Origin of the sequence: Streptomyces nojiriensis, from assembly GCF_017639205.1 — a bacterium.
GTDB classification, from domain to species: Bacteria; Actinomycetota; Actinomycetes; order Streptomycetales; family Streptomycetaceae; genus Streptomyces; species Streptomyces nojiriensis.
In genome coordinates, this window is record NZ_CP071139.1 from 1,510,382 (window position 1) to 1,532,298 (window position 21,917).

General features: G+C 74.0%; 22 protein-coding genes. 11 read left to right on the plus strand and 11 right to left on the minus strand.

The features are described from left to right. The first annotated feature begins 207 nt into the window (after nt 1–207). Both JYK04_RS07285 and JYK04_RS07290 read left to right on the plus strand, forming a co-directional pair. A complete protein-coding gene (locus JYK04_RS07285; RefSeq protein ID WP_189734100.1) occupies nt 208–837 on the plus strand; it encodes an Rv1733c family protein in 630 nt (209 codons plus the stop codon). A 146-nt stretch (nt 838–983) separates the two neighbouring features. Further along, nucleotides 984–3,455: a right-handed parallel beta-helix repeat-containing protein gene (locus JYK04_RS07290; RefSeq protein WP_189734102.1), complete on the plus strand. Its 2,472-nt coding sequence runs from the start codon at nt 984–986 to the stop codon at nt 3,453–3,455. On the opposite strand, the gene JYK04_RS07295 is transcribed toward JYK04_RS07290, so the two are convergent. After that, nucleotides 3,397–5,820, minus strand: a complete 2,424-nt coding sequence (locus tag JYK04_RS07295; RefSeq protein ID WP_229875036.1) for a hypothetical protein — start codon at nt 5,818–5,820, stop codon at nt 3,397–3,399. The two genes, JYK04_RS07290 and JYK04_RS07295, sit on opposite strands and share 59 nt — an antisense overlap. Before the next feature lie 231 nt (nt 5,821–6,051). Here JYK04_RS07295 and JYK04_RS07300 point away from each other — a divergent pair, with 231 nt between their 5' ends. Then, on the plus strand, nt 6,052–6,540 hold the full coding sequence (locus tag JYK04_RS07300) for an SRPBCC family protein (RefSeq protein ID WP_189734104.1): 489 nt from the start codon (nt 6,052–6,054) through the stop codon (nt 6,538–6,540). Nucleotides 6,541–6,643: 103 nt separating this feature from the next. Here the strand turns inward: JYK04_RS07300 and JYK04_RS07305 are convergent, their stop codons facing one another. Continuing rightward, complete coding sequence (locus JYK04_RS07305; protein ID WP_189734106.1) at nt 6,644–7,789, minus strand: PLP-dependent cysteine synthase family protein; 1,146 nt, start codon at nt 7,787–7,789, stop codon at nt 6,644–6,646. A gap of 198 nt (nt 7,790–7,987) precedes the next feature. Between JYK04_RS07305 and JYK04_RS07310 the strand changes: the two genes are divergently transcribed. After that, nucleotides 7,988–8,536, plus strand: coding sequence for an ATP-binding protein (locus JYK04_RS07310; protein WP_189734108.1), 549 nt, complete (start codon nt 7,988–7,990; stop codon nt 8,534–8,536). A gap of 186 nt (nt 8,537–8,722) precedes the next feature. On the opposite strand, the gene JYK04_RS07315 is transcribed toward JYK04_RS07310, so the two are convergent. Then, nucleotides 8,723–9,991 carry an ROK family protein gene (locus JYK04_RS07315; RefSeq protein WP_229875037.1) on the minus strand — a complete coding sequence of 423 codons (1,269 nt, stop codon included), beginning with the start codon at nt 9,989–9,991 and terminating at the stop codon, nt 8,723–8,725. A 43-nt stretch (nt 9,992–10,034) separates the two neighbouring features. Next, complete coding sequence (locus tag JYK04_RS07320) at nt 10,035–10,694, minus strand: alpha-ketoglutarate-dependent dioxygenase AlkB family protein (protein ID WP_189734110.1); 660 nt, start codon at nt 10,692–10,694, stop codon at nt 10,035–10,037. A 39-nt stretch (nt 10,695–10,733) separates the two neighbouring features. Between JYK04_RS07320 and JYK04_RS07325 the strand changes: the two genes are divergently transcribed. After that, nucleotides 10,734–11,477, plus strand: a complete 744-nt coding sequence (locus JYK04_RS07325; protein WP_189734112.1) for a maleylpyruvate isomerase family mycothiol-dependent enzyme — start codon at nt 10,734–10,736, stop codon at nt 11,475–11,477. 67 nt (nt 11,478–11,544) lie between these two features. Beyond that, entirely contained in the window at nt 11,545–11,799 is a 255-nt protein-coding gene (locus tag JYK04_RS07330; protein WP_189734114.1) for a DUF6332 family protein, read from the plus strand. 303 nt (nt 11,800–12,102) lie between these two features. Here JYK04_RS07330 and JYK04_RS07335 read toward each other — a convergent pair whose 3' ends face one another. The 3 genes from JYK04_RS07335 to JYK04_RS07345 form a co-directional block, all read right to left on the minus strand. Then, nucleotides 12,103–12,504, minus strand: coding sequence for a hypothetical protein (locus JYK04_RS07335; protein WP_189734740.1), 402 nt, complete (start codon nt 12,502–12,504; stop codon nt 12,103–12,105). A 121-nt stretch (nt 12,505–12,625) separates the two neighbouring features. After that, on the minus strand, nt 12,626–13,570 hold the full coding sequence (locus JYK04_RS07340; protein WP_189734116.1) for a spherulation-specific family 4 protein: 945 nt from the start codon (nt 13,568–13,570) through the stop codon (nt 12,626–12,628). A 169-nt stretch (nt 13,571–13,739) separates the two neighbouring features. Continuing rightward, nucleotides 13,740–14,438 (minus strand): TetR/AcrR family transcriptional regulator, encoded by a 699-nt coding sequence (locus tag JYK04_RS07345; RefSeq protein ID WP_189734118.1) that lies wholly within the window; start codon nt 14,436–14,438, stop codon nt 13,740–13,742. A 156-nt stretch (nt 14,439–14,594) separates the two neighbouring features. Here JYK04_RS07345 and JYK04_RS07350 point away from each other — a divergent pair, with 156 nt between their 5' ends. After that, nucleotides 14,595–15,053 carry a nitroreductase/quinone reductase family protein gene (locus JYK04_RS07350; protein ID WP_189734119.1) on the plus strand — a complete coding sequence of 153 codons (459 nt, stop codon included), beginning with the start codon at nt 14,595–14,597 and terminating at the stop codon, nt 15,051–15,053. 73 nt (nt 15,054–15,126) lie between these two features. On the opposite strand, the gene JYK04_RS07355 is transcribed toward JYK04_RS07350, so the two are convergent. Together JYK04_RS07355 and JYK04_RS07360 are read right to left on the minus strand one after the other, a co-directional pair. Beyond that, nucleotides 15,127–15,534 (minus strand): hypothetical protein, encoded by a 408-nt coding sequence (locus JYK04_RS07355; protein WP_189734121.1) that lies wholly within the window; start codon nt 15,532–15,534, stop codon nt 15,127–15,129. An 8-nt stretch (nt 15,535–15,542) separates the two neighbouring features. Then, the gene (locus JYK04_RS07360) at nt 15,543–16,748 is read right to left on the minus strand and encodes a geranylgeranyl reductase family protein (protein ID WP_189734742.1); all 1,206 of its coding nucleotides are present in this window, start codon (nt 16,746–16,748) and stop codon (nt 15,543–15,545) included. Between the two features lie 345 nt (nt 16,749–17,093). Here JYK04_RS07360 and JYK04_RS07365 point away from each other — a divergent pair, with 345 nt between their 5' ends. Next, nucleotides 17,094–18,458: a dipeptidase gene (locus JYK04_RS07365; protein ID WP_189734123.1), complete on the plus strand. Its 1,365-nt coding sequence runs from the start codon at nt 17,094–17,096 to the stop codon at nt 18,456–18,458. A gap of 222 nt (nt 18,459–18,680) precedes the next feature. On the opposite strand, the gene JYK04_RS07370 is transcribed toward JYK04_RS07365, so the two are convergent. Beyond that, complete coding sequence (locus JYK04_RS07370) at nt 18,681–19,871, minus strand: cytochrome P450 family protein (protein WP_189734125.1); 1,191 nt, start codon at nt 19,869–19,871, stop codon at nt 18,681–18,683. A 55-nt stretch (nt 19,872–19,926) separates the two neighbouring features. Between JYK04_RS07370 and JYK04_RS41850 the strand changes: the two genes are divergently transcribed. From JYK04_RS41850 to JYK04_RS07380, 3 genes are all read left to right on the plus strand, one after another. Continuing rightward, nucleotides 19,927–20,055, plus strand: coding sequence for a hypothetical protein (locus tag JYK04_RS41850; RefSeq protein WP_268254136.1), 129 nt, complete (start codon nt 19,927–19,929; stop codon nt 20,053–20,055). 204 nt (nt 20,056–20,259) lie between these two features. Beyond that, complete coding sequence (locus tag JYK04_RS07375; protein WP_189734128.1) at nt 20,260–20,679, plus strand: hypothetical protein; 420 nt, start codon at nt 20,260–20,262, stop codon at nt 20,677–20,679. Between the two features lie 114 nt (nt 20,680–20,793). Beyond that, nucleotides 20,794–21,495 carry an MBL fold metallo-hydrolase gene (locus tag JYK04_RS07380; RefSeq protein ID WP_189734130.1) on the plus strand — a complete coding sequence of 234 codons (702 nt, stop codon included), beginning with the start codon at nt 20,794–20,796 and terminating at the stop codon, nt 21,493–21,495. Between the two features lie 48 nt (nt 21,496–21,543). On the opposite strand, the gene JYK04_RS07385 is transcribed toward JYK04_RS07380, so the two are convergent. Continuing rightward, complete coding sequence (locus JYK04_RS07385; protein ID WP_373297370.1) at nt 21,544–21,672, minus strand: hypothetical protein; 129 nt, start codon at nt 21,670–21,672, stop codon at nt 21,544–21,546. Nucleotides 21,673–21,917 lie beyond the last annotated feature (245 nt).

A 21,917-nucleotide genomic window follows, 5' to 3' on the forward strand; every position in this document is an offset into this window, starting at 1 on the left:
CGCGCCCGATGCCCTGCCGGGACAGGTGGGGCAGGTGGGACAGAAGGGGCGGGTGGGTGGTCGCGGACCGGCGACCGGCCGTCCGGATTGACACCTTCGAGGGGCATGGCGCCCGGGCTGGAACCAACTGGCACGACCAAGCCGTTGGAGCAGTCAGGACAGAGGCGCAGGCAGGCGGAGACTGGCACAGGTTGGGGGAGCCGGACCGTGCGGACAGCATTGGGTGTGTGGCGCTGGCGGCGCAATCCGCTGCGGCGGCCGACGGACCTCTTCGAGGCGTGGGTGGCCTTCGCCGCGCTGGTGTGCGTCCTGGTGGTGGCTCCGGCCGTCGGCTGGGTCGCGGGCCTGCGGGTGGACGGTACCCTTCAGCAGGCCGCGCACCAGCAGCGGCAGGAGCGTCATCTCGTCCCGGCGGTGGTCCTGCGGCCCGCCCCGGAGTCGGCGGCGGCCGCGGGCGCCTCCGCGAGCGCCTCCGCCGACGCGTCGGCGCAGCGCACGGCCCCGCACCGTACGCAGATCGTGGCCACGTGGACCGCGCCGGACGGCAGCAGCCATCAGGGCACGGTGCCGGCCGCGGAGGAACCGCCGCATCCCGGCGAGCGGTTCCGGATCTGGACGGACGCGCGCGGCCGGCTGGTCGGGCAGCCGCTCGACCCGTCCGCGGCCGTGTTCCACGCGGGGATGGCGGGCCTGGCGGCCGCGATCTGCGTGGCCACGCTGGTGGAGACGGTCCGGCGGCTGGTCGTACGGCGGCTCATGCATCGGCGGTACATACGTCTGGACCGGGCCTGGGCGGCGGCAGGACCGGACTGGGGTCGGGCGGGCGCGGGCAGTTGACCTGGCCGCTCATCGGCTCCGCGCGCGCTACGGTGGAGCGGCCGGATCGGTCGCTCCAGTGACTTCGGTGGCTGCGGTGACTTCAGACTTCCGTGGCATCGGCGGTATCGGCAGCGCGAGTACGAGGGTGGGGGCACGACAGCACCATGGTTCAGGGCACGGTCCAGGTGACACACGGCGGGACTTCGCGGTGGCGGCGCCGCTCCGGTGACTATCCGACGCTGACCGCCGCGCTCGCCGCCGCGGGCGACGGGGACGTGCTGACGATCGCCCCCGGCACCTACCGCGAGAACCTGGTGCTGGACCATGCCGTCACCCTGCGCGGGCCCGAGGGCGCCGCGGGGTCGGTGCGGATCGCCCCGCTCGACGGGGTCGCGCTGACCGTGCGCGCCTCGGCCGTGGTCCAGGACCTGTATCTGGAGGGCCAGGACCGGGCGGCGCCCGCCCTGCTGGTGGAGGACGGCTGCCCCGAGCTCACCGATCTGCGGGTGAGCACCCACTCCGCCGCCGGCATCGAGGTACGCGGCTCGGGAGCCCGGCCCCTGGTGCGGCGGTGCACCGTGGAGAATCCGGCCGGCGTCGGCATCGCCGTACTGGACGGCGGCGGCGGGGTGTTCGAGGAGTGCGAGGTCGTGGCCGCCGGGCAGAACGGCGTCTCGGTGCGCGGCGGCGGACGGCCCCGGCTGGAGCGCTGCCGGATCCACCACGCCACGGGCGCGGGCATCGGGATCACCGGCGAGGGCTCGGGGCTGGAGGCGCTGGGCTGCGAGGTGTACGAGGTCAAGGGCGCCGGGGTGCAGATCGCCGCACGCGCCACGGCCCGGCTCACCGACTGCTCGGTGCACCGCACCTCGGCCGACGGGGTCACGCTGGACACCGACGCGGTGCTCACCCTGGCCGACTGCGACATCCACGACATCCCGGAGAACGCGGTCGACCTGCGGTCCCGTTCGGTGCTCACCCTCAGCCGCACCACCGTGCGCCGGTTCGGCCGCAACGGCCTGTCCGTGTGGGATCCGGGCACCCGGGTGGACGCCGAGTCCTGCGAGATCCACGACAGTACGGGTGACTATCCGGCGGTGTGGATCAGTGACGGGGCCACCGTCTCCCTCGACTCCTGCCGGGTGCACGACGTACCGGACGCACTGTTCGTGCTGGACCGCGGATCGCGCGTCGACGTGGTCGACAGCGATCTGTCCCAGGTGCGCAACACCGCCGTCTCCGTGAGCGACGGGGCCACCGCGCAGCTCGACGACTGCCGGATCCGCGAGGCGGCGACCGGGGCCTGGTTCCGCGACCACGGCAGCGGCGGCACGCTCGCCGGCTGCACCATCGACGCCGTGCAGACCGGTGTGATCGTCACCAAGGGCGCCGACCCCACACTGGAGCGGTGCACGGTCACCTCCCCCGCCGAGGCCGGTTTCTACGTGTCGGCGGGCGGCCGGGGCACCTTCACGGCCTGCCGGGTGACGGGCAGTTCCGGCTTCGGCTTCCACGTCATGGACGGCTGCCGCACCACGCTGACGCGCTGCCACACCGAGCGCTGTGCCCGCGGGGGCTACGAGTTCGCCGAGGACGGGCCGACCGCCGAGGGATGCACCGGCGACGAGTCCGGCGCCCGTCTCGCGGACCGGTCCGCCCCCGGCGGCGCGCCCCCCGGAGCACGGGCGGGCATCCGTACGGCCACCGGGACGCAGAGCCCCGCGGCGCTGCCCGCGCAGACGCCCGCACCCCCGGCTTCGGTACCGCGGCCCGCGGACGGGGCGCAGGGCGGTCCGGCCGCCGCCGCGCAGGATTCCGGCGAGATGCTGGGCAGGCTCGACGCGCTGGTGGGCCTGGACAGCGTCAAGCGCGAGGTGCGGGCGCTCACCGACATGATCGAGGTGGGCCGGCGGCGGCAGCAGGCGGGGCTGAAGGCCGCCTCGGTGCGCCGGCACCTGGTCTTCACCGGCTCCCCCGGTACCGGCAAGACCACGGTCGCCCGGCTGTACGGGGAGATCCTGGCCTCGCTCGGGGTGCTCGAGCGCGGACACCTGGTCGAGGTGTCCCGGGTGGACCTGGTCGGCGAGCACATCGGCTCCACCGCGATCCGTACGCAGGAGGCCTTCGAGCGGGCGCGCGGCGGGGTGCTGTTCATCGACGAGGCGTACGCGCTGGCGCCGGAGGACTCGGGCCGGGACTTCGGGCGCGAGGCGATCGACACGCTGGTGAAGCTGATGGAGGACCACCGGGACGCGGTGGTCGTGATCGTCGCCGGGTACACGGCGGAGATGGAGCGCTTCCTGACGGTGAATCCGGGGGTCGCCTCGCGGTTCTCCCGGACCATCACCTTCGGCGACTACGGGCCCGGGGAGCTGCTGCGGATCGTGGAGCAGCAGGCGGAGGAGCACGAGTACCGGCTCGGGGAGGGTACGTCGCAGGCGTTGCTGACGTACTTCACGGAGCTGCCCAAGGGCCCGGCCTTCGGCAACGGCCGCACGGCCCGGCAGACCTTCGAGTCGATGGTGGAGCGGCACGCGGGCCGGGTCGCCCAGCTCGCGGAGCCCAGTACGGACGACCTCACCCTGCTGTTCCCGGCGGATCTTCCGGCGCTGCCGGTGCAGCCCGCTCCTTGCTGACCGCGTCCCGCGGACCCGGTACGCCCCCCGCCACCGCCGGGCAGGGCTCCGAGGCCCGTGCGGCCGTGTCCAACCGGGCGAGCAGGGCGTCGCGTTCGGCGGCGAAGGCCGGGTCGGCCTGGTAGTCGGAGTGGCCCAGGATCGGGGCGGGCAGCGGATGGCGGGCGCTGCGCCCGTAGGCGAGCGGGTCGGCGAGCGGGCCGCGGTCCACGTCCGGCCGCGCGCCGGGCAGCGCCGGCCCGCCGATGGGGTCGGTGGCCCGCCACAGGTTGCGCCAGCAGTCGACCTCGCCGTGCAGGGCGGTGAGCGGCCCCGGGCCGAAGTAGGCGGGGAACCAGCGGCCGTAGAGGCGGCCGAGCGGGGACCCGTAGGTGAGCAGGGCGACTCGGCGGCGGGCGGGCGGCGGCAGCTGCCAGACGGCCGCGGCGGCGAGCACGCTGCCCTGGGAGTGGCCCGAGATGACCAGGCGGCCGCCGGTGCGGCCGGTCCAGCCGGCCATCCGCCAGGTCAGGTCGGGTACGGCCCGCTCGGCGTAGCAGGGCGGTGCGAAGGGGTGGGCGGCGCGCGGCCAGAAGGTGCCGACGTCCCACAGGATCCCTATGGTCCGGCGGGCGGCGGGGTCCCGGTAGGCGCGGCGGCCCCAGGCGATGAAGGCGGCGATGCCCAGGCCGATGAGCCAGGACCCGGCGTCCTGGGCGGCGCGGGCCGCGGTTTCCAGCAGCGGCACGGTCCCCCGGGCCGCCTCGCCCGGGACCTTTCCGCTGAACCAGGCCCCGGCCAGCGCGCCCGCGCCGAGCACGAGGGTGATCCCGGAGACGGCCGCCACGAACCAGGGCGCGGAGTCGGTGAGCGCGGCCGCGGTCCGCGCCCCGGCAATCCTGCGGCTGCGGGCGAGGTCCGGTGTCTCCCCCGGGTACTCGGCGGCCACGGCGGCGGCGAGCCGGCCCCGCGCCCGCGCTCCGGTCACCGCGAACCAGCCCGCGATCAGCGCCAGTACGAGGAGCAGCGGGGGCAGTACGGCGGCCTGCCAGGACAGCAGCACGGGCGGCCCGGGCAGCGGGGCGCCGGGCGTCCCGGGCGTGGCTCCCCCGTCCATCCAGTCGGCGACGCGCTGGGCCACCCCGCCGGACATCACCCCGCCGAGCGCGCAGCCGAGCATGGCGACGGCGGGCCCGCCGAGGCCGTACAGGGCCGTCGCCGGGTCGGGGGCCCTGCGGTACAGGTGGCGGGCGACGGCGGCGAGGGCGAGCACGCAGAGCCCCTGGCCCAGCATGAGCCCGCCGAAGGCCAGGTCCCCGGGGAGCCGTCCGGTGGCGGTCCAGCCGGGGCGCGACCAGCAGGCGTGCACGAGGACGGCGGCGAGCAGGGCGAGGGCGGCGCCGGGCAGCAGGGTGACGGCGGCCCGGTCGAGCCGGTGGTCGGGCCGGGCCTCGGTACGGCCGCGCCGGCACACGACCGAGGCCACGGCGACGGCCCCGGCGGCGAGCAGGACCTGCGTGAGCGTGCCGAGGGCCGCGAGGACGGGGGCGCCGCCCCGGCGGTCGTGGCGGGCGGTCGGCACGGAGACGGCCACCGCCACGGTGAGCAGCCCGGCGGCGGTGTGCGCGGCGCGCAGCCGGGCCACGAGGCGGCGGCCGTACCAGAATCCGGGGCGCCCGAGCGCGGGCACGGGGTCCGACGCGGTGTCCGGGTCGGCGGAGCCGGCGGGCGGGGGCTGGGACTCGTAGGCGCTCCAGGTGCGGTTCGACAGGTACCAGAGGAGCCCGGTCAGCGCGGTGGGGACCAGCGCCCCGAGGGCGAGGCGCCGCCCGGGCTGCGCCCACCAGCCGCCTCCGGGGGCGAGGAAGCCCAGCGAGGAGCGGAATCGGGCGCCGGCGCAGGTCCCGGAGCCGGCGCACTGCCAGGCGAGGAGGTCGAGCGCGACCTCGCAGGCGGCGGCGATGAGCAGCACGGTCAGGCTGAGGGCGAGGATCCGTACGAGGACCCCGTACGTGCGCACGGCGCGCGGCGCGGGGTCGGCGGCGGGCGTGGCCGGCCGGGCCCAGTGGGCGAGGTTGGCCACCATGAAGGGCAGGAGCAGCAGCCACAGGGCGCGGGCGCCGTTGCCGGAGGTGAGCCGGGACCAGCAGTAGGCCTCGGGGACGGGCCGCCCGGCGTACCGCTCGGGGTGGGCCTCGGCGTCGGCGTCCTCGGTGCGGCGGAAGACGGCGGCGGTGGAGTCGCCGGTGACCCGGACGGTGCGCGGGTCGCCGAGCAGCTCGCCGGGGGCGGCGCCGGCGACTCCGTGGACCAGGAGTTCGAGGGCGAGGGGGGTGTCGGGCGGGGTGTGGGGCGGGGAGGTGTCGGGCTGGGGGCGGTCGGGCACAGCGGCCTCCGCTCGCGGGGCGGGATCGGCGCGGCTCCAGCATCCCGCGCGACGGAGCCGCTGCCCAGGTCCCGCGCCGGGATCGGCAGAGATCGGACAGGGTCGGACGGGGGCGGACGAGGTCGGACGCGATCGCTCAGGATCGGTCGGGATCGCTACGGACTTCTCACGGGCCGGGGGCTATGGTGGCGCGCACGCCCGTCCAGAACCTCACCCCAGGGGGTACCGCCCATGGCTCGCCGACTCCGACCGGTGGGGCTCGACTTCATCGACGACGCGCCGGTCCGGCTGGTCTTCGCCGCCGACACCGTGGCACCGCCCGAGGCCGTGTACCAGGCGCTCGCCGAGGAAGTGGAGGGCTGGGCCGACTGGTTCGGGGCGGTCACCCTGGCCCGCCCCACGCACGGGGGCGCGGGCCGCGAGATCAAGCTGATGGGCGGGGTGCGCTTCCAGGAGACCATCATGGCCGCGGATCCCGAGCGACGTTACGCGTACCGGGTCGACACCACCAACGCCCCCGGGGTGCGGGCCCTGTTGGAGGAGTGGCGGCTGACCCCGGCCGGTGCCGGCACGCACGTCCGCTGGACCTTCGCGGCGGACGGGCCGGCCCCGTTCCGCCTCGGCCTGGCCGCCGCCCGCCCGGGCCTGGGGCACTCCTTCCGCACGGCGGTCCGCGCCCTGGACGGACGGCTGGGCGCCCGGCGCGGGGCGGGGCAGTAGCCGGGTCCGCCGACGTGGTCCGGCCGCGCGGGACACCCCGGCCGCTTCTCCGCGGCCGCTCGCGCCGCCCCGGGCCCCGCGCTGCGGACGGCCCGACGGGGCGTCAGGCGGCCGGTTCGCGCCAGACCCCGGTCGTCAGCAGCGTGTCGATGGTCTCCGCGTACGGGGCGATGTCGAGCCCCTGCGCCGCCAGCCACTCGTCGGAGTAGTACTTGTCCAGGTAGCGGTCGCCCGGGTCGCACAGCAGGGTGACGACGCTGCCCGTGCGGCCCTCCGCCACCATCTCCGAGATGATCTTCAGGGCGCTCCACACGCCGGTGCCGGTCGAGCCGCCCGCCTTGCGGCCTATGGCCGTCTCCAGCGCGCGGCAGGCGGCGACGCTCGCCGCGTCCGGGACCTTCATCATCCGGTCGATGGCCCCGGGAACGAAGCTCGGCTCCATCCGCGGCCGGCCGATGCCCTCGATGCGCGAACCGCAATCGCTGCTCGCTTCCGGGTCGTTGTTGGTCCAGCCGTCGAAGAAACAGGAGTTCTCGGGGTCCGGCACGCAGACGCGGGTGTCGTGCTGCATGTAGTGCACGTAGCGCGCGATGGTCGCCGAGGTGCCGCCGGTGCCGGCGGTCGCCACGATCCAGGCGGGCTCGGGGTACCGCTCCAAACGCAGCTGCTGGTACATCGATTCGGCGATGTTGTTGTTGCCGCGCCAGTCGGTGGCCCGCTCCGCGTACGTGAACTGGTCCATGTAGTGCCCGCCCGTTCGGGCGGCGAGCTCGGCCGACTCCTCGTACATCTTCATCGGGTCGTCCACGAAGTGGCACACGCCGCCGTGGAATTCGATGAGGCGGCACTTCTCCGGGCTGGTCGTGCGCGGCATGACGGCGATGAAGGGGACACCGATCAGCTTGGCGAAGTACGCCTCGGAGACGGCGGTGGAGCCGGAGGAGGCCTCGATGACCGGGCGGCCGGGGCGGATCCAGCCGTTGCAGAGGGCGTAGAGGAACAGCGAGCGCGCGAGGCGGTGCTTGAGGGAGCCCGTCGGGTGGGTGGACTCGTCCTTGAGGTAGAGGTCGATGCCCCACGCCTCGGGGAGCGGGAAGCGCAGCAGGTGGGTGTCGGCGGAGCGGTTGGCGTCGGCCTGGACCTTGCGGACGGCTTCCTTCAGCCAGGCCCGGTAGTCGGCGTCGCTGCGATCGACGTCGACGGTCGTGGCAGTCGTACCGGTGGTTCTGGTGGTGCCGGTGGTGCTCATGTGCCGCGCTCCTTCGTGGGTGAACTTCGCCCCCTTCTTCGCAATGTACCCCTCCCACCTGCACAAACGTTCGCTTTGGGGATCCATGCGAATCCCTTTCGATCGCGTTCGGTTGCACTGCGCGGCACGGTGGGTGACCCTGGTGGAGCATCACCGAGGGTGCAGCACCCGTAACACTCATGTCGGGGAGTCGCAGCCGTGATCACTCATTCCCGCAGGCACTGCGTCGTCGAACTGCAGGCCTTGCCGTCGCGGATCGGCCAAATCCGCAGAATCGTTTCTGCACAACTGCGCCACTGGGAGCTCGACCCGCTCATAGACCGGGCTGCGCTCGGCGTGACGGAACTGCTCAGCAACGTCCACCGCCACGCGCAGCCGGACAAGACCTGCATCGTGGAGATCGAACTCCGGCTCGGACGGCTCACGGTCTCGGTCATCGACAGCGATCCGCGGCTGCCGGTCGTCCAGACGACGCGGGCGGAGGCGCTGGAGACCTGCGGCCGCGGGCTCGCCCTGGTGGAGGCGCTCAGCGAGGCCTGGGGGGCGCGCGAGCGGCCCGACGGCCCCGGAAAGGCGGTGTGGTTCTCGCTCACGGCGGCCCCGGCCCGGGCGGCGCCGGTACGGCCGGTCACGATCAGGACCACGCCCGTACGGGAACCGGCGCGTGCGGTGCTCCTGGCCGTCGATCCGGGGGCCGTCGCGACGGCCCTGCCGGTGGCATCGCCGGTCGGCGCCCGGCCCGGGTGACCGCCCGCCGGCCCCGGGCCCGGCCCGACCTGCGGGGACGGCCCTGTGCGCGGGTGCGACGCGATGCGCGGGGCCGGCCCGGAGATGACGGTGGCCGGAGATGCCGGCGGCCGGAGATGCCGGCGGCCGGAGATGCGGACGGCCCGGACATCCCGGACGGGCCGGCCGGGACCTCTCGGTCAGCCCTCAGGCCAGGGCTCCCAGCGGGTCGTCGAGGACCGGCTGCCACGCCAGCTCCGCCGCGCCGACCAGGCTGTTGTGGTCCAGGGTGCACGGCAGGATCGGCACCCCGCCGCTGCGTCCCCACAGGCTGCGGTCCGCGACCACCGCGCGCAGCCGCTCCGGGTCGGCGTACAGCAGCTCCCGGTGCAGCCCGCCCAGGATGATCCGGTCCGGGTTGAGGATGTTCACCAGGCCCGCGAGGCCGAGCCCGAGCCGGTCGATCAGCTCCTCCGTGGCCGCCCGTACCGCCGGTTCCGCGGGCTCGTCGCGCAGCAGGTCGCGGGCCTGCTGGAGCAGCGACACCTCGGGGCCGGGGCTGCGGCCCGCCGCGGTGAGGAAGGCCAGCGGGTCCGCCTCCACGTCCAGGCAGCCGCGGCTGCCGCAGTGGCAGGCCCGTCCCTCGGGGTTCACGGTGAGGTGGCCGACCTCCAGGGCCAGGCCCGAACTCCCGCTGTGCAGACGGCCGTCCAGCACCAGCGCCCCGCCGACCCCGCGGTGCCCGGTGGCCACGCACAGCAGGTGCTGGGCGCTGCGCCCCGCGCCGTGCCGGTGCTCGGCCAGGGCCGCGAGGTTGACGTCGTTGCCCGTCAGGGCCGGACCGTCGATCCCGGCCGCCTTCACGCACTCCGCGAAGATGGCCCGTACGGGAGAGCCGGCCGGCCAGGCCAGGTGCAGCGGGTTCAGCGCCGTACCGTCCGGCTCCGCGACCGCCGAGGGGACCGCGAGACCCGCGCCGACGCAGCGGCGGCCGCTCTCTTCGAGCAGCTCCGCGCCCGCCTCCACGACCGCGCCGAGCACCTGCGCCGGATCGGCGGAGACGGTGACCTTGCCCGGCGCGGTGGCCACGATGCGGCCGCCGAGACCGACCAGGGCGGCGCGGAAGCCGTCCGAGTGCACCTGGGCGGCCAACGCCACCGGGCCGTCCTCGGCCACCGAGAGCCGGTGCGAGGGGCGGCCCTGGGCTCCGCCGGTCCCGCCGGCTCCGCCCGGGCGGGAATCGACGCGGATCAGCCCGAGGGCCTCCAACTCGGCGGCGACCGCTCCGGCGGTGGCACGGGTGACCCCGAGCTCGGCCGTCAGCACGGCGCGGGTCGGTGCACGGCCGGTATGGACGAGCTCCAGCGCCGGCCCGAGCGCGCCGCGACCCCGCTCCAGCCTGGTCCGCGCAGCCGCCCCGGACGCGGATGGCGCGGTCACATCCCCCACCCGCGGCGGGGCCCCGTTGCCGTTCATGGCATCGATCCTCGCATGATCGGAGGGTGCCGGGTGCCGCCGCTCAGCCCAGCCCGCCGACCCGGAGTGTGATGTTCAGCCGACCGGTCAGCCCGAGCTCCCGCGGGCCCGTGCCCGGCAGGACCTTCGGCACCCCGTGGTAGGCCAGCCGGCTCTCCTCGCCGAAGACGAAGAGATCCCCGCTGCGCAGCTCGACGTCCCGGTACGGGCGCCCGCGCGAGGCGGTGTTCCCGAAGCGGAAGACGCAGGTGTCGCCGAGGCTGAGCGAGACCACCGGCGCGGTGGACCGCTCCTCGGCGTCGCGGTGCATGCCCATGCGGGAGTCGCCGGCGTAGAAGTTGATCAGCGCGATGTCGTAGGCCGCCCCGGGCCCGGACTCCGGTGGGTCCCCGTAGGCGGCGGTCACCGCCTCCCGCCCCAGCTCGGCGAGCCACGGCGGCATCGGTTTGACCGGTGCCCCGTCACCGTCGACGGCGGTGGGCGCGTACCCGTACGGGTACCAGTGCAGGCCGAGGCACACCTGGCGGGCGGTCATCACCCCACCGCCCGGGGTGCGTACGGTGCGCAGGCCGGCGGGTGGCCGGGCCCACGCCCGGCAGGCCGCCAGCAACTCGCCCTGGCGCCGCGCCCCGAGCCAGTCCGGCACGTGCACGGCGCCGGGGGCGATCGCGGTCCGCTCGCGCGGAAAGAGTTCCCCGTCCATGCTCTCCATTGTCGCGGGCGGGCTGATAAGACTCGCGGTATGGAGATCACCGAACATGTGAAGACCCTCGCGCGCGAAGGCGAGCTGCTCGCCGAAGTGGCCGAACGCGCCGGTACGGACTCCGCGGTCCCCACCTGCCCGGGGTGGCGCGTCACCGACCTGCTGCGGCACACCGGCTCGGTGCACCGCTGGGCCACCGCGTACGTCGCCGAGCGGCGGCTGGAGCCGCTGGGCTTCCCGGACGCGCCGGAGCTGGTCGGCGGCGAGCTGCTGGCCTGGTTCCGGGAGGGCCACGCGGACCTGGTGCGGACCTTGAACGAGGCGCCGGCCGATGTGCAGTGCTGGACCTTCCTGCCGACGGCCCCGCCCTCGCCGGTGGCGTTCTGGGCCCGGCGGCAGGCGCACGAGACCACCGTGCACCGGATGGACGCGGAAGCCGCGCTCGGCGTGCTGTTCTCCGCGGTGGAGCCGGAGTTCGCGGAGGACGGGGTGGACGAGCTGCTGACCGGCTTCCACGCCCGGCCGCGCAGCCGGGTGCGGACCTCCGAGCCCAAGGTGGTGCGGGTGCGGGCCGCCGACACGAGCGGGGTGTGGACCGTACACCTGTCGGCGGCGCCGGCCCGTACCGTGAGGGGCGACACGGGCGAGGCTGCCGACTGCGAACTGACCGGCGAGGCGGCCTGGCTGTACGCGGCCCTGTGGAACCGCCTCCCGCTGGCGGGTCCGGGGGTGACGGGCGACGTGGCACTGGCCCGGCTGTGGACGGACACGGCCGGAATCTGATCCGGCCGACGGCCGGGCGCGGCGCGGGGGGCTTGTGACGGGCAGTGCGCGCTGTGACACTCCACGCATGGGGCGACGACGTACGCAGGCGGACCGGGACGCGATCACCATCGAGATCGGCTACGCCTTCGTCAGCGCCTGCTTCGCGGCCGCCCTCGCCTTCGGCGCGGTGTACGGGCCCGCGCTCGCGTTCTCCCTCCCCCCGTCGACGCGCGGCACCCTGGCCGTGGCGGGCGGGATCCTGGCGGCGGCGGTGTTCCTGCTCCGGATCACCCACGTGCTGCTCGGGTTCGCCCGCCGTCCGGAGAACGACGGGCGCTGACCACGGGCACCGCGAGGCGGCCTCGGTAGGGTCAGGGCCTAGACGATCACGGGGGTATGCGATGCGGTTCGGTTCGACGGCGGTCGGTGCGGCGCTTCTCGCGGTGGCGCTGGCGGGGTTCACGGTCTCCTGCGACCTGGAGCCGGCCGCGCCGCCCATCGTGTCCGCACCCCCGGACGGGGGCGCGCTGGGCCCGTCGGATCCGAGCCCGTCGGCGCCCTCGCCGACCGGGGAGCCGATACCCCCCGTCAACCAGCCCGAGATCGTGGATCTCGATGGACCGCTCCTCCGAGCCCCGGCCGCTTACGCCGGATCGGCCGCGCCCCGCCGGTCCTCGACGTGGACGACGTGGAGTTCGGTGCCGTCCCGGTGACGCTTGGAACGTCCGAAGAGCCCGACGGTGATCTCCGACTGATCCACGGCCTCATCAGGGCCGACATAGGTGAGGACGTCGTTGTGGTGGCCGGTGACGACCCACCCTTCGGCGTCCTCGAGGTCGATCACCCCGAAGTCTCCTGCTGAAGATCCGGCATGCACCGGGCCGAACTCCCGCAGGATCGCGGTGGCTTGTTCAGCGAGCTCGCCGTCCGGAGCCATCAGCACGACACACGTCCCGTGCTCGAACAGCACCCAGGACTTGTGGGGGTCGGCGAGAAGCCGCTGCCAGACGTCCATCAGTATCTCGGTGTTCACGGCGGACATCATGCCGCAGAGCACTGACACAGGATGCCGATCGACCGACGTCATGGCGGACGAAGGACTCGTGGACGTGTGGACGTGCCGGTACGACCCCCACGGAGCCGGCGGGTTCGCCGCCCTTCCGCCCTCAGCCGAGGGTGGCCGCGTACGTGGTCTGGGTGCGGTACTTCCATGTCGGGCCCGCGTTCCAGGGGTTGGGCATGACCGTGCTGGTCGCGTACGCGTAGCCCGCGCCGCGGTCGAAGGCCGTGCGCAGGGTGGCGCGCATCGCCCCGGGGTCGGGGACGTCGTGGACCAGGTGCCAGAACGCCGTTCCGCTCGGGTCGAGTTCGGCGCCGGAGCGGTAGCCGGAGGGGTGGTCGAAGACGTTGCCGCCGAGCCAGCCGGCGCCGGTGTACGCGGCGTAGGTGTCCTCGAACGTGACGAAGATGTCCGCGGTGCGGTGGCCCGGCTCCAGGTAGCAGTCGGCTATGGCGGTGCCGGGGTTGTTGACGACGAGGTCGGGGGCGGCCGGGTCGGCGGCGTCCATCGTGTCCTGGACGTAGCGGCGCAGCTCGGCGTAGTAGTCGCGGGTGGCGTTGGCGGGGCCGCAGTCGCGGCTGACGACGTCGAAGAAGATGCCGTCGACGTGGAGGCGGCCGTCGGGGGTCTTGAGGTAGTTGTCGACGGAGGCCTTGGCCGCGGCGATGTCGCGGTTGCCGTGGTCGGTGTGGACGTAGCCGAGCACCCGGGTCTTCTCGCCGGTGGAGGTGGTGCGGGCGCGCAGCGCGTCGGCGCGGGCCCGCCAGGGGCCGTCGAACGGGGAGTCGCCGTTCCCCGGGTTCAGTACGACCACCGAGGGGGCCGGGGCGGTGGCGGTGAGGTCGGTCAGCATGGGGTCGTTCGCCCAGACGTACGCGGGGACGGCGATCTCCAGACCCCGCACGCCCGGCGTCCGGGGGGTGGGGGGCGGGGCGGGCGCCGGGGCGGCCGACCGGGGCGCGTCCCGTGCCGCGGCGATGATGGCGGGCGCCGACGCGGCCAGTAAGGCTGTGACCAGGGCGGCGTACAAGGCCTTCACGGCGCGAGGCATGAACGTTTCCTCCGGCGGCGGCAGGGGGGCGACCCGAGGAACACTAGACGGGCGGCCCATCGTCCAAGGCTGAACCGCCCGCATTCGCATGAGGAACAGAAGAGCGAGCCATCCCCTCATCACGTGAATCTCCGGGATCTCCACAGCGGTCCGCGTCACCGCCCTCCCGTCATACGGCCGGCAGTCCGACCCCGTGCGCCAGCTGGTCGGCGGCGTGCGCGAAGAAGGCGGTGCGGTCCTCGACGACCCGGTTGAACTGGCCGAACAGTTCGAAGGACACCAGCCCGACCAGCTGGGCCCAGGCAGCGACCAGAGCGGCGGTGACCGCCGGGGGCAGGCCCTCGGCGAAGTCGGCGGTCATCCGGTCGGCCTCGGGGCGCAGTGCGGGCGGCAGCGGCGGGAGGGCGAGGCCGGGGCCCTCGTAGGCGGCACGGAGGATGCCGATGAAGGCATTGCCGACGCGGGAGGCCGGGCCGACGGTGTCGATGGGGGCGCTGTATCCGGGGACCGGAGAGCCGTAGATGAGGGCGTACTCGTGCGGGTGCTCCAGCGCCCAGGAGCGGACGGCCTCGCAGACCGCGATCCAGCGGGCGCGGGGCGTGGCCCCGGCGGCGCGGGCGCGGGCGTCGGCCACCTCGGCGGCCGCGCCGACGCTGTCGTACGCGTCGATGATGAGGGCGGTGAGCAGTTCGTCCCGGCTGGGGAAGTATCGGTAGAGGGCGGAGGAGACCATGCCCAGCTCGCGGGCGACGGCGCGCAGGGAGAGTTTGGCGGCGCCATCGGCCGCGAGCATGCGGCGCGCCTCGTCCTTGATGGCGGCGGTGACCTCGATACGGGCCCGCTCCCTGGCCCCTCGCACGGTGTTCATGCGGGTCAGTGTGCCATGCGAACGGAGCACTGCCCAGGAAACGGATTGCCGCTCTATTTCGAGAGCACTGCTCTTGTTTCGGCGCATCGATCCGTGCACACTGTTCTCAAGCGAGAGCAGCGCTCTCTCATTGAAGAAGCGGCCCCGGAGGTCACGATGAACGCGCCCACTCCGTACTACGCCCAGGCCACCCCGTTCGAGACCCGCTTCAACTCGCTCTTCGGCAAGCTGGCCCGCTTCGGCCTCAGCCTGGCGGGCAGCGCCGAGCTGTCGGTACGCGGCCGCAAGTCCGGCGAGATGCAGCGGATCCCGGTCAACCCGCACACCTACGAGGGCGCCCAGTACCTGGTCTCGGCCCGCGGCCACTCCCAGTGGGTCCGCAACATGCGGGTGGCGGGCGGCGGCGAGCTGCGCGTGGGGCGCAAGGTGCGCGCGTTCACCGTCGCCGAGATCACCGACCCGGTGCTGAAGGCCGACATCCTGCGCGCCTACCTGGAGAAGTGGGGCTGGGAGGTCAACCGGTTCTTCCAGGGGGTCACCGCCAAGTCCTCCGATGCCGAACTGCGGGCGGCCGCGGGCGACCACCCGGTTTTCCGGATCACCGTCTCCGGCTGACCTCGTGGACGGCCGGTCCTGTCGGCGGCGGACCCCGTGGACGGCGGCCGCGCCCGCCCGTAGCCGGTCGCGCTCAGCCGAACGGCCGGCGCAGCCGCTCCCCCAGCCGCTCCCCCAGGTGGTGACGCCACAGCCAGAGCGGCAGCTCCCGGTGCGGCACGAAGGACCACAGGTCGTCGTCGGCCTCGTTGCCGCGGGGGCAGCCCCGCAGCAGTTCCAGACAGCGGCGGTCCACCGTGCGGTGGAGCCGCGCGACGTGCGCCAGGGCGATGACCCCCTGCCGGCGGACCTCCCGGTCCGCCGACTCCAACGCCCTCGCGACCACGGGGAGCACGGCCTCGGGGTCGGCGTGGTCGAGGGCGAGCCCGATCACCGCCACCCCGGCCTCCGGCTCGCCGCGCCGGAGGGCCGCGAGGACGAGCTCCGGCCGGTCCGTACCCGTACCCGTACCGTCGTCCGTGCCTTCGCCGCCCCCGTGCACGACGCCCTCTAACCCTTGCTGCCGCTGCCGCTGCGGGCCGCCGCCTGCCGGGCGTCCATCATGTGCAGCGCCTTGCGGGCCAGCGGGTACGTACGCACCAGCTCGGCCAGCGTCGTCGAGCCCCGCGTGATCCGGGCGAACGCCCGCCACGCCGGACCGAAGCCGGTGATCGCCGCGTGCAGCATCCGCGGCCGGACCTCGAAGAGGTTCAGCATCCGCTTGCCGACCCCCATCTCCACGCCCAGTCCGGCCTTCACCGCGAAGGCGTAGTTGAGGGCCTGGCGGCGCGCGTCCACGGCGTCCTGCGCCTCGGAGATCTTCACCGCCCACTCCCCCGCCAGCCGCCCGGAGCGCAGCGCGAAGGAGATGCCCTCCCTGGTCCACGGCTCCAGCAGTCCGGCCGCGTCGCCCGCCACCAGCACCCGGCCGCGCGAGAGCGGCGAATCGGGCTTGCGGCAGCGGGTCAGGTGCCCGGAGGAGACGGCCGGTTCGAAGCCGGCGAGTCCGAGCCGGGCGATGAAATCGTCCAGGTAGCGCTTGGTCGCGGCGCCCTCGCCCTTGGCCGAGATGACCCCGACGGTCAGGGTGTCGCCCTTGGGGAAGACCCAGCCGTAACTGCCGGGCAGCGGGCCCCAGTCGATCAGCACCCGCCCCTTCCAGTCCTCGGCCACCGTCTCGGGGACGGGGATCTCCGCCTCCAGGCCCAGGTCCACCTGGTCCATCTCCACCCCGACGTGCGCGCCGATCCGGCTCGCGCTGCCGTCCGCGCCGACCACCGCGCGGGCCAGCACGGTCTCCCCGTCGGCGAGCACCACGGCGACGGTGCGCCGGTCGGGAACGGCCGCCCCGTGCTGTTCGACGCGGGCCACGGCCGTACCCGTACGGACGGTGGCGCCGGCCTTCTCCGCCTCGGCGACCAGGCCGGCGTCGAACTCCGGGCGGTTGATGAGCCCGAACAGCATGTGCTTCGAGCGCCGGGTGCGGGTCAGCTTCCCGTCCATCGAGAAGGTGACCGCGTGGATGCGGTCCTTGAGGGGCAGCACGAAGCCCGGGGGCAGGGCGTCGCGCGAGGGGCCGATGATGCCGCCGCCGCAGGTCTTGTAGCGGGGCAGCTCGGCCTTCTCCAGCAGCAGGACGCGCCGCCCGGCCGTCGCCGCCGCGTACGCGGCGGAGGACCCGGCAGGTCCCGCCCCGACCACGACCACGTCCCACACCTCACCGGTCTCCCCGGCCGCCCCGTCGCCCGCCCGCTGGGCGTCCTGCCCCGTGCCCGTGCCCACGCCTGCGTCTGCACCCGCGTCCGCGTCCATGCCCGCTCCTGCGTCCGTGCCCGCGCCTGCGCCTGCGTCTGCGTCGCGTACGTCGTCGTCGCTGCTCACGATGTGTTGCTGCTCCTGATCACCCGGTTGCTCCGATGCCGGGGAAATCCTACGGCGAGACACCGCCCGGTCCCGCTGTGCGAGGATCAAGACTGTCTTTCGCCGTACCCGGCATACGCACACCCGCGGATGCGGGTGGCGTACACGGAGAACAACGTCGCACCCAAAAGGAGCGTGCCCATGTCCCAGAATCCGATCGCCGAGACCATCGCCTCGCTGATGCCCCGCGCCAAGCAGGAGCTGACCGAGCTGGTGGCCTTCCAGTCGGTGGCGGACTGGGCGCAGTTCCCCAAGAGCGAGAGCGAGGCCGCCGCGAACTGGGTGGCCGACGCCCTGCGCGTCGAGGGCTTCCAGGACGTGGCGCTGCTCGACACCCCCGACGGCACCCAGTCGGTCTACGGCTTCCTGCCCGGCCCCGAGGGCGCGCCGACCGTGCTGCTCTACGCGCACTACGACGTCCAGCCGCCGCTCGACGACGCGGCCTGGACCTCCCCGGCCTTCGAGCTGACCGAGCGCGACGGCCGCTGGTACGGGCGCGGCTCGGCCGACTGCAAGGGCGGGTTCATCATGCACCTGCTGGCGCTGCGCGCGCTGAAGGCCAACGGCGGTGTGCCCGTGAGCGTGAAGGTGATCGTCGAGGGCTCGGAGGAGCAGGGCACCGGCGGCCTCCAGCAGTACGCCGAGGCGCACCCGGAGCTGCTGGCCGCCGACACCATCGTCATCGGCGACGCGGGCAACTTCCGCCTCGGCCTGCCGACGGTGACGGCCACCCTGCGCGGCATGTGCCTGGTCAAGGTGAAGATCGACACGCTGGGCGGCAACCTGCACTCGGGCATGTTCGGCGGCGCCGCCCCCGACGCGCTTGCCGCGCTGATCCGCGTACTCGACTCGCTGCGCGCGGCGGACGGTTCGACGACCGTGGACGGGCTGGCCTCGGACGAGGTGTGGGACGGTCTGCAGTACCCGGAGGCGGACTTCCGCGCCGACGCGAAGGTCCTGGACGGGGTCGAGCTCATCGGCGAGGGCACGATCGCGGACCGGCTGTGGGCCCGCCCGGCCGTCACGGTCCTCGGCATCGACTGCCCGCCGGTGGTCGGCGCGACGCCGTCCGTGCACGCGAGCGCCGGCGCTCTTATCAGCCTGCGGGTGCCGCCGGGCGTGGACACCGCGGCGGCCGTCAAGCTGCTGCAGGCCCACCTGGAGGCGCACACCCCGTGGAAGGCGCGCCTCGAGCTCGAGGTCGTCGGCCAGGGCCAGCCGTTCCAGGCGGACACCGACAGTCCGGCGTACGCGTCGATGCGCACGGCCCTGGAGGCCGCCTACCCCGGCCAGGAGATGCAGATCAGCGGCATGGGCGGGTCGATCCCGCTGTGCAACACGCTGACGTCCCTGTACCCGGAGGCGGAGATGCTGCTGATCGGGCTGAGCGAGCCGGAGGCGCAGATCCACGCGGTCAACGAGAGCGTGTCGCCGCAGGAGCTGGAGCGCCTGTCGGTGGCGGAGGCCCTCTTCCTCGTCAACTACGCGGAGTCCAAGCGCGCCTGACCTCCGGGGTGCGTCCTTCCGATCTTCGGATCGTCGGTCGGGACGTGCGGGAAGCCGAGTTCGGGGACGAGCCGGCCTCCGGCCCGGGCCCTGTGTGCCGCGGCCTGCTCCGGGCGCCGGTGCTGAAGGTGGCGCGCCAGGTGCGCAGGCCGGTCGGCATCGTGTCGCTCCGGGTGATGGACGGCCGCCGCTCACTTCGGGAGTGGCGGCGGCCTGCCGTGCCTACGCGCGCGGCCGCGCGGTCTTGTACTCCACCGGCAGCTCGAGCAGGCCTCGGGCACGCAGGGATGGTCGCCACCGGGGTTCGGGCTCGGCCAGGGTCAGGCTGCTGAACCGCTCGAGGAGTGCGGCCAGCGCGATCTCGACCTCGGCCCGGGCCAGTGGTGCGCCCAGGCAGTAGTGGATGCCGTGGCCCAGTGCCAGGTGCCCGGAGGCGTCGCGGTCGACGTCGAGCTGCTCGGGGTGGGAGAAGCGGGCGGGATCGCGGTTGGCCGCGGACAGCGACAGCAGGACGGTTTCCCCGGCAGGGACGGACACGTCCCCGATCGTCACGTCCTCGGTGGGGAAGCGGCGGATCGCCAGAAGCGCCGGCCCCTCGTAGCGCGCCAGTTCCTCGACTGCCTCGGGGAGCTTCGACGGGTCCGTACGGAGGCGTGCCAGCTGTTCGGGATGGCTCAGGAGCGCGTGTACGGCGTTTCCGATGAGCTGGACGGTGTTCTCGTATCCGGCGCCGAGGATGAGGAAGGCGAGCGACGTCAGTTCGTCCTCGCTGAGCCGGTCGCCATCGCTGTCCCGGACCGTGATCAGGTCGGAGAGCAGGTCGTCGGCGGGGTGCCGGCGCTTGTGCGCGATGAGCTCGGTGAAGAAGGCGAGCATGGCGCCGACGGCCTGCTTGGCGGCCTGCGGCCGGCTGGGGTCCGGTGCTATCAGCTCGTCGGTCCAGGCGCGGAAGTCCTTGCGGTGGTCGTCCGGGATCCCGAGGAGGTCGCAGATGACGGTGATCGGCAGCGGGGCGGCGTATGCGGCGATGAGGTCGGTTCGGCCCTCCGCGCCGAGCACGTCCAGCAGTCCGTCCGCGGTCCGCCGGATCGGGGCGCGCAGCGCGTCCACGCGGCGGGGTGTGAAGGCGCGGCTGACGAGCTTGCGAATGCGGGTGTGGTCGGGGGGATCCATGTTCAGGAGGTTGGCGTCAAGGGCCGGCGGCAGGGACAAGCCGCGGTACGAGCCTTCTGCGGCGTTGGTCTTGTCGAGGGAGAGCCGTGGATCCGCAAGGGCTGAGCGTACGTCGTCGTACCGGGTGACAAGCCATGCCGGTTCGCCTGTGGGCCCTGCGATGCGCTGTACCGGCGCAGTGTCACGCAGGTGCCGGTACGCATCGTGCGGGTGCTTCATGAGGTCGCCCTGTAGATCCATGGGATCACCCTAGTTTGTCGCCTCGGCCGGGCAACGCCCCTGCCGGAGCCAGAACATGAGCCCGGAAGGGGTGGCCTCGACGACGCATCGCGTTGATCGACGATGGGTCCCGCAGCCGGCGTTCTTCCTCGCCCGGCAGCTGGCTGAGCGGCTCGACACGCGGCTGACCGCGGCCGACCCGTGACAGAGCACGGCGGGCCGTGCCGAAGCAGACGGAGGCCGCGCGATCTCGGGCCGACTTGGTGCTCCGGTCGCCGTGTACGCCAGTCTCGACCCCGCCCCGCCGCCGCGTCTGGGCGGGGTGTACCGTGGCGAATGCTTGAACGTGTTCAATTTCAAGATCGCCCGGCACCCGAGCGAGCAGGGAGAATGCGCAGTGGTTCGGAAGATGACGGGCAGGCGGACCCTGCGCGTCGCGGGGTACGCGACAACAGCCCAGTACGCGGCCATCGGCATCGTCCTGATCGCACTGTCCCTGGTCACCGAGGGGCTGCCCATCGAGCGCAGCGACTGGCTGTACTCGCTGGTGTGGCTCGCCTTCCTCAGCGCCCTCCTGGGGCTGGTCCAGGCCGTACTGTTCGCCGCTCCGACGGCCTTGATCGGCGAAGCCCTGGCCCGGCGGCTGCCGGGCGGCCGGATTCTGTGGCACCTGGCACCCGTCCCCGTCCTGCCGCTCATCCCGGCGGCCGTCGCCCACTCCTTCGACGGCGCGGCCTGGCAGTGGTGGGCCTACCTGACCCTGCTGGGTTGCGTCCCCGCTCTGGCAGCGGGGCGGGTTCGGGTCCCGGCCGCCCTGTTCGCCTCCTAGGAGGCGAACAGGGCGGCCGCATCGTGTACGCCCAGGGCGCAGTACGCCCAGGGCGCAGTACGCTCCGGGTGAATTCGTCTGCCCGCGGCGGGCGGGCGGCCGTACGTTCGCCGTATGGATCTTGTCGAAGTACTGCCGAACCGGCTCCACATGCTCCGCTTCCCCATCGGCCAGGCCTATCTCTGGCAGGACGGCGAAGCCCTCACCCTGATCGACGCGGGCCATGCCGGATCCGCCGACCGCATCGAGCAGGCGATCCGTTCCCTCGGGCTGGCGCCCGAGCGGCTGGAGCGGATCGTCCTCACGCACTGCCACCGCGACCACGTCGGGGCGGCGGGTGAGCTCGCCGCCCGCTGGGGTGCGCGGGTGCTGGCGCACCGCCTGGACGCGCCGGTGATCCGGGGCGAGCGGCCGATGCCCGAACCGGTGCTGCTGGACTGGGAGATCCCGCTGTACGCGCACGGCCTGACCGTCCCCGAGGCCCCGCCCACCCGGGTCGACCACGAGGTGGGGGACGGGGAGGCGCTGGGCTTCGGGGACGGGGCGTACGTCGTCCACGCCCCCGGCCACACGGACGGCAGCATAGGGATCCACCTTCCGCGCCACGGCGTGCTGTTCACGGGTGACTGCGTCGCCGCCGTCGGCCCGCTGATGCTGGGCGTCTTCAACGTGGACCGCGCCCGGGCGATCGCCACCTTCCGGCGCCTGGCCGCGCTCGAGCCGTCGATCGCCTGCTTCGGCCACGGCGATCCGCTGACGGAGGACACGGCGCAGGCCCTCGCGAAGGCGGCGCACGAGGCGGCCGCTTCCGGCTGAGGCCCGCTTCCTCGGGCCCGCCCGCACGCTCCCGGCGGGCCTGACGGGTCAGCCCAGCCCCGGTGGTTCCCAGGCGTGGTGGCGGAGGATCATGCGCACGGCGGTGCGGGAGGGAGTCAGCCGCACCGCCGCGTTGCGCAGGGTGACGCCCAGTGGATGGGCGAGCTGATGGCCCATCCGTCCGGCCCGTCGTGCCGCCTTGGCAACCGCCCGGCTGCGCGGCCGGCGGGCCGGCGCCGCTCGCTCGCCCGGTGCGCCTACACCGTGGAGAGCGTGCGCGACCCTGAGCTGCGCGAGATCCTCGCCGGCCACGGCGTGCGCGTGACGGACGTCGAGAACCGAGCCGGTCGAAGACCAGCCCGTCGATGCAGGTCGGCAGGGTATGGGTGTGGTCAACGGTGGCGACGTGCCGCGCGAAGCCC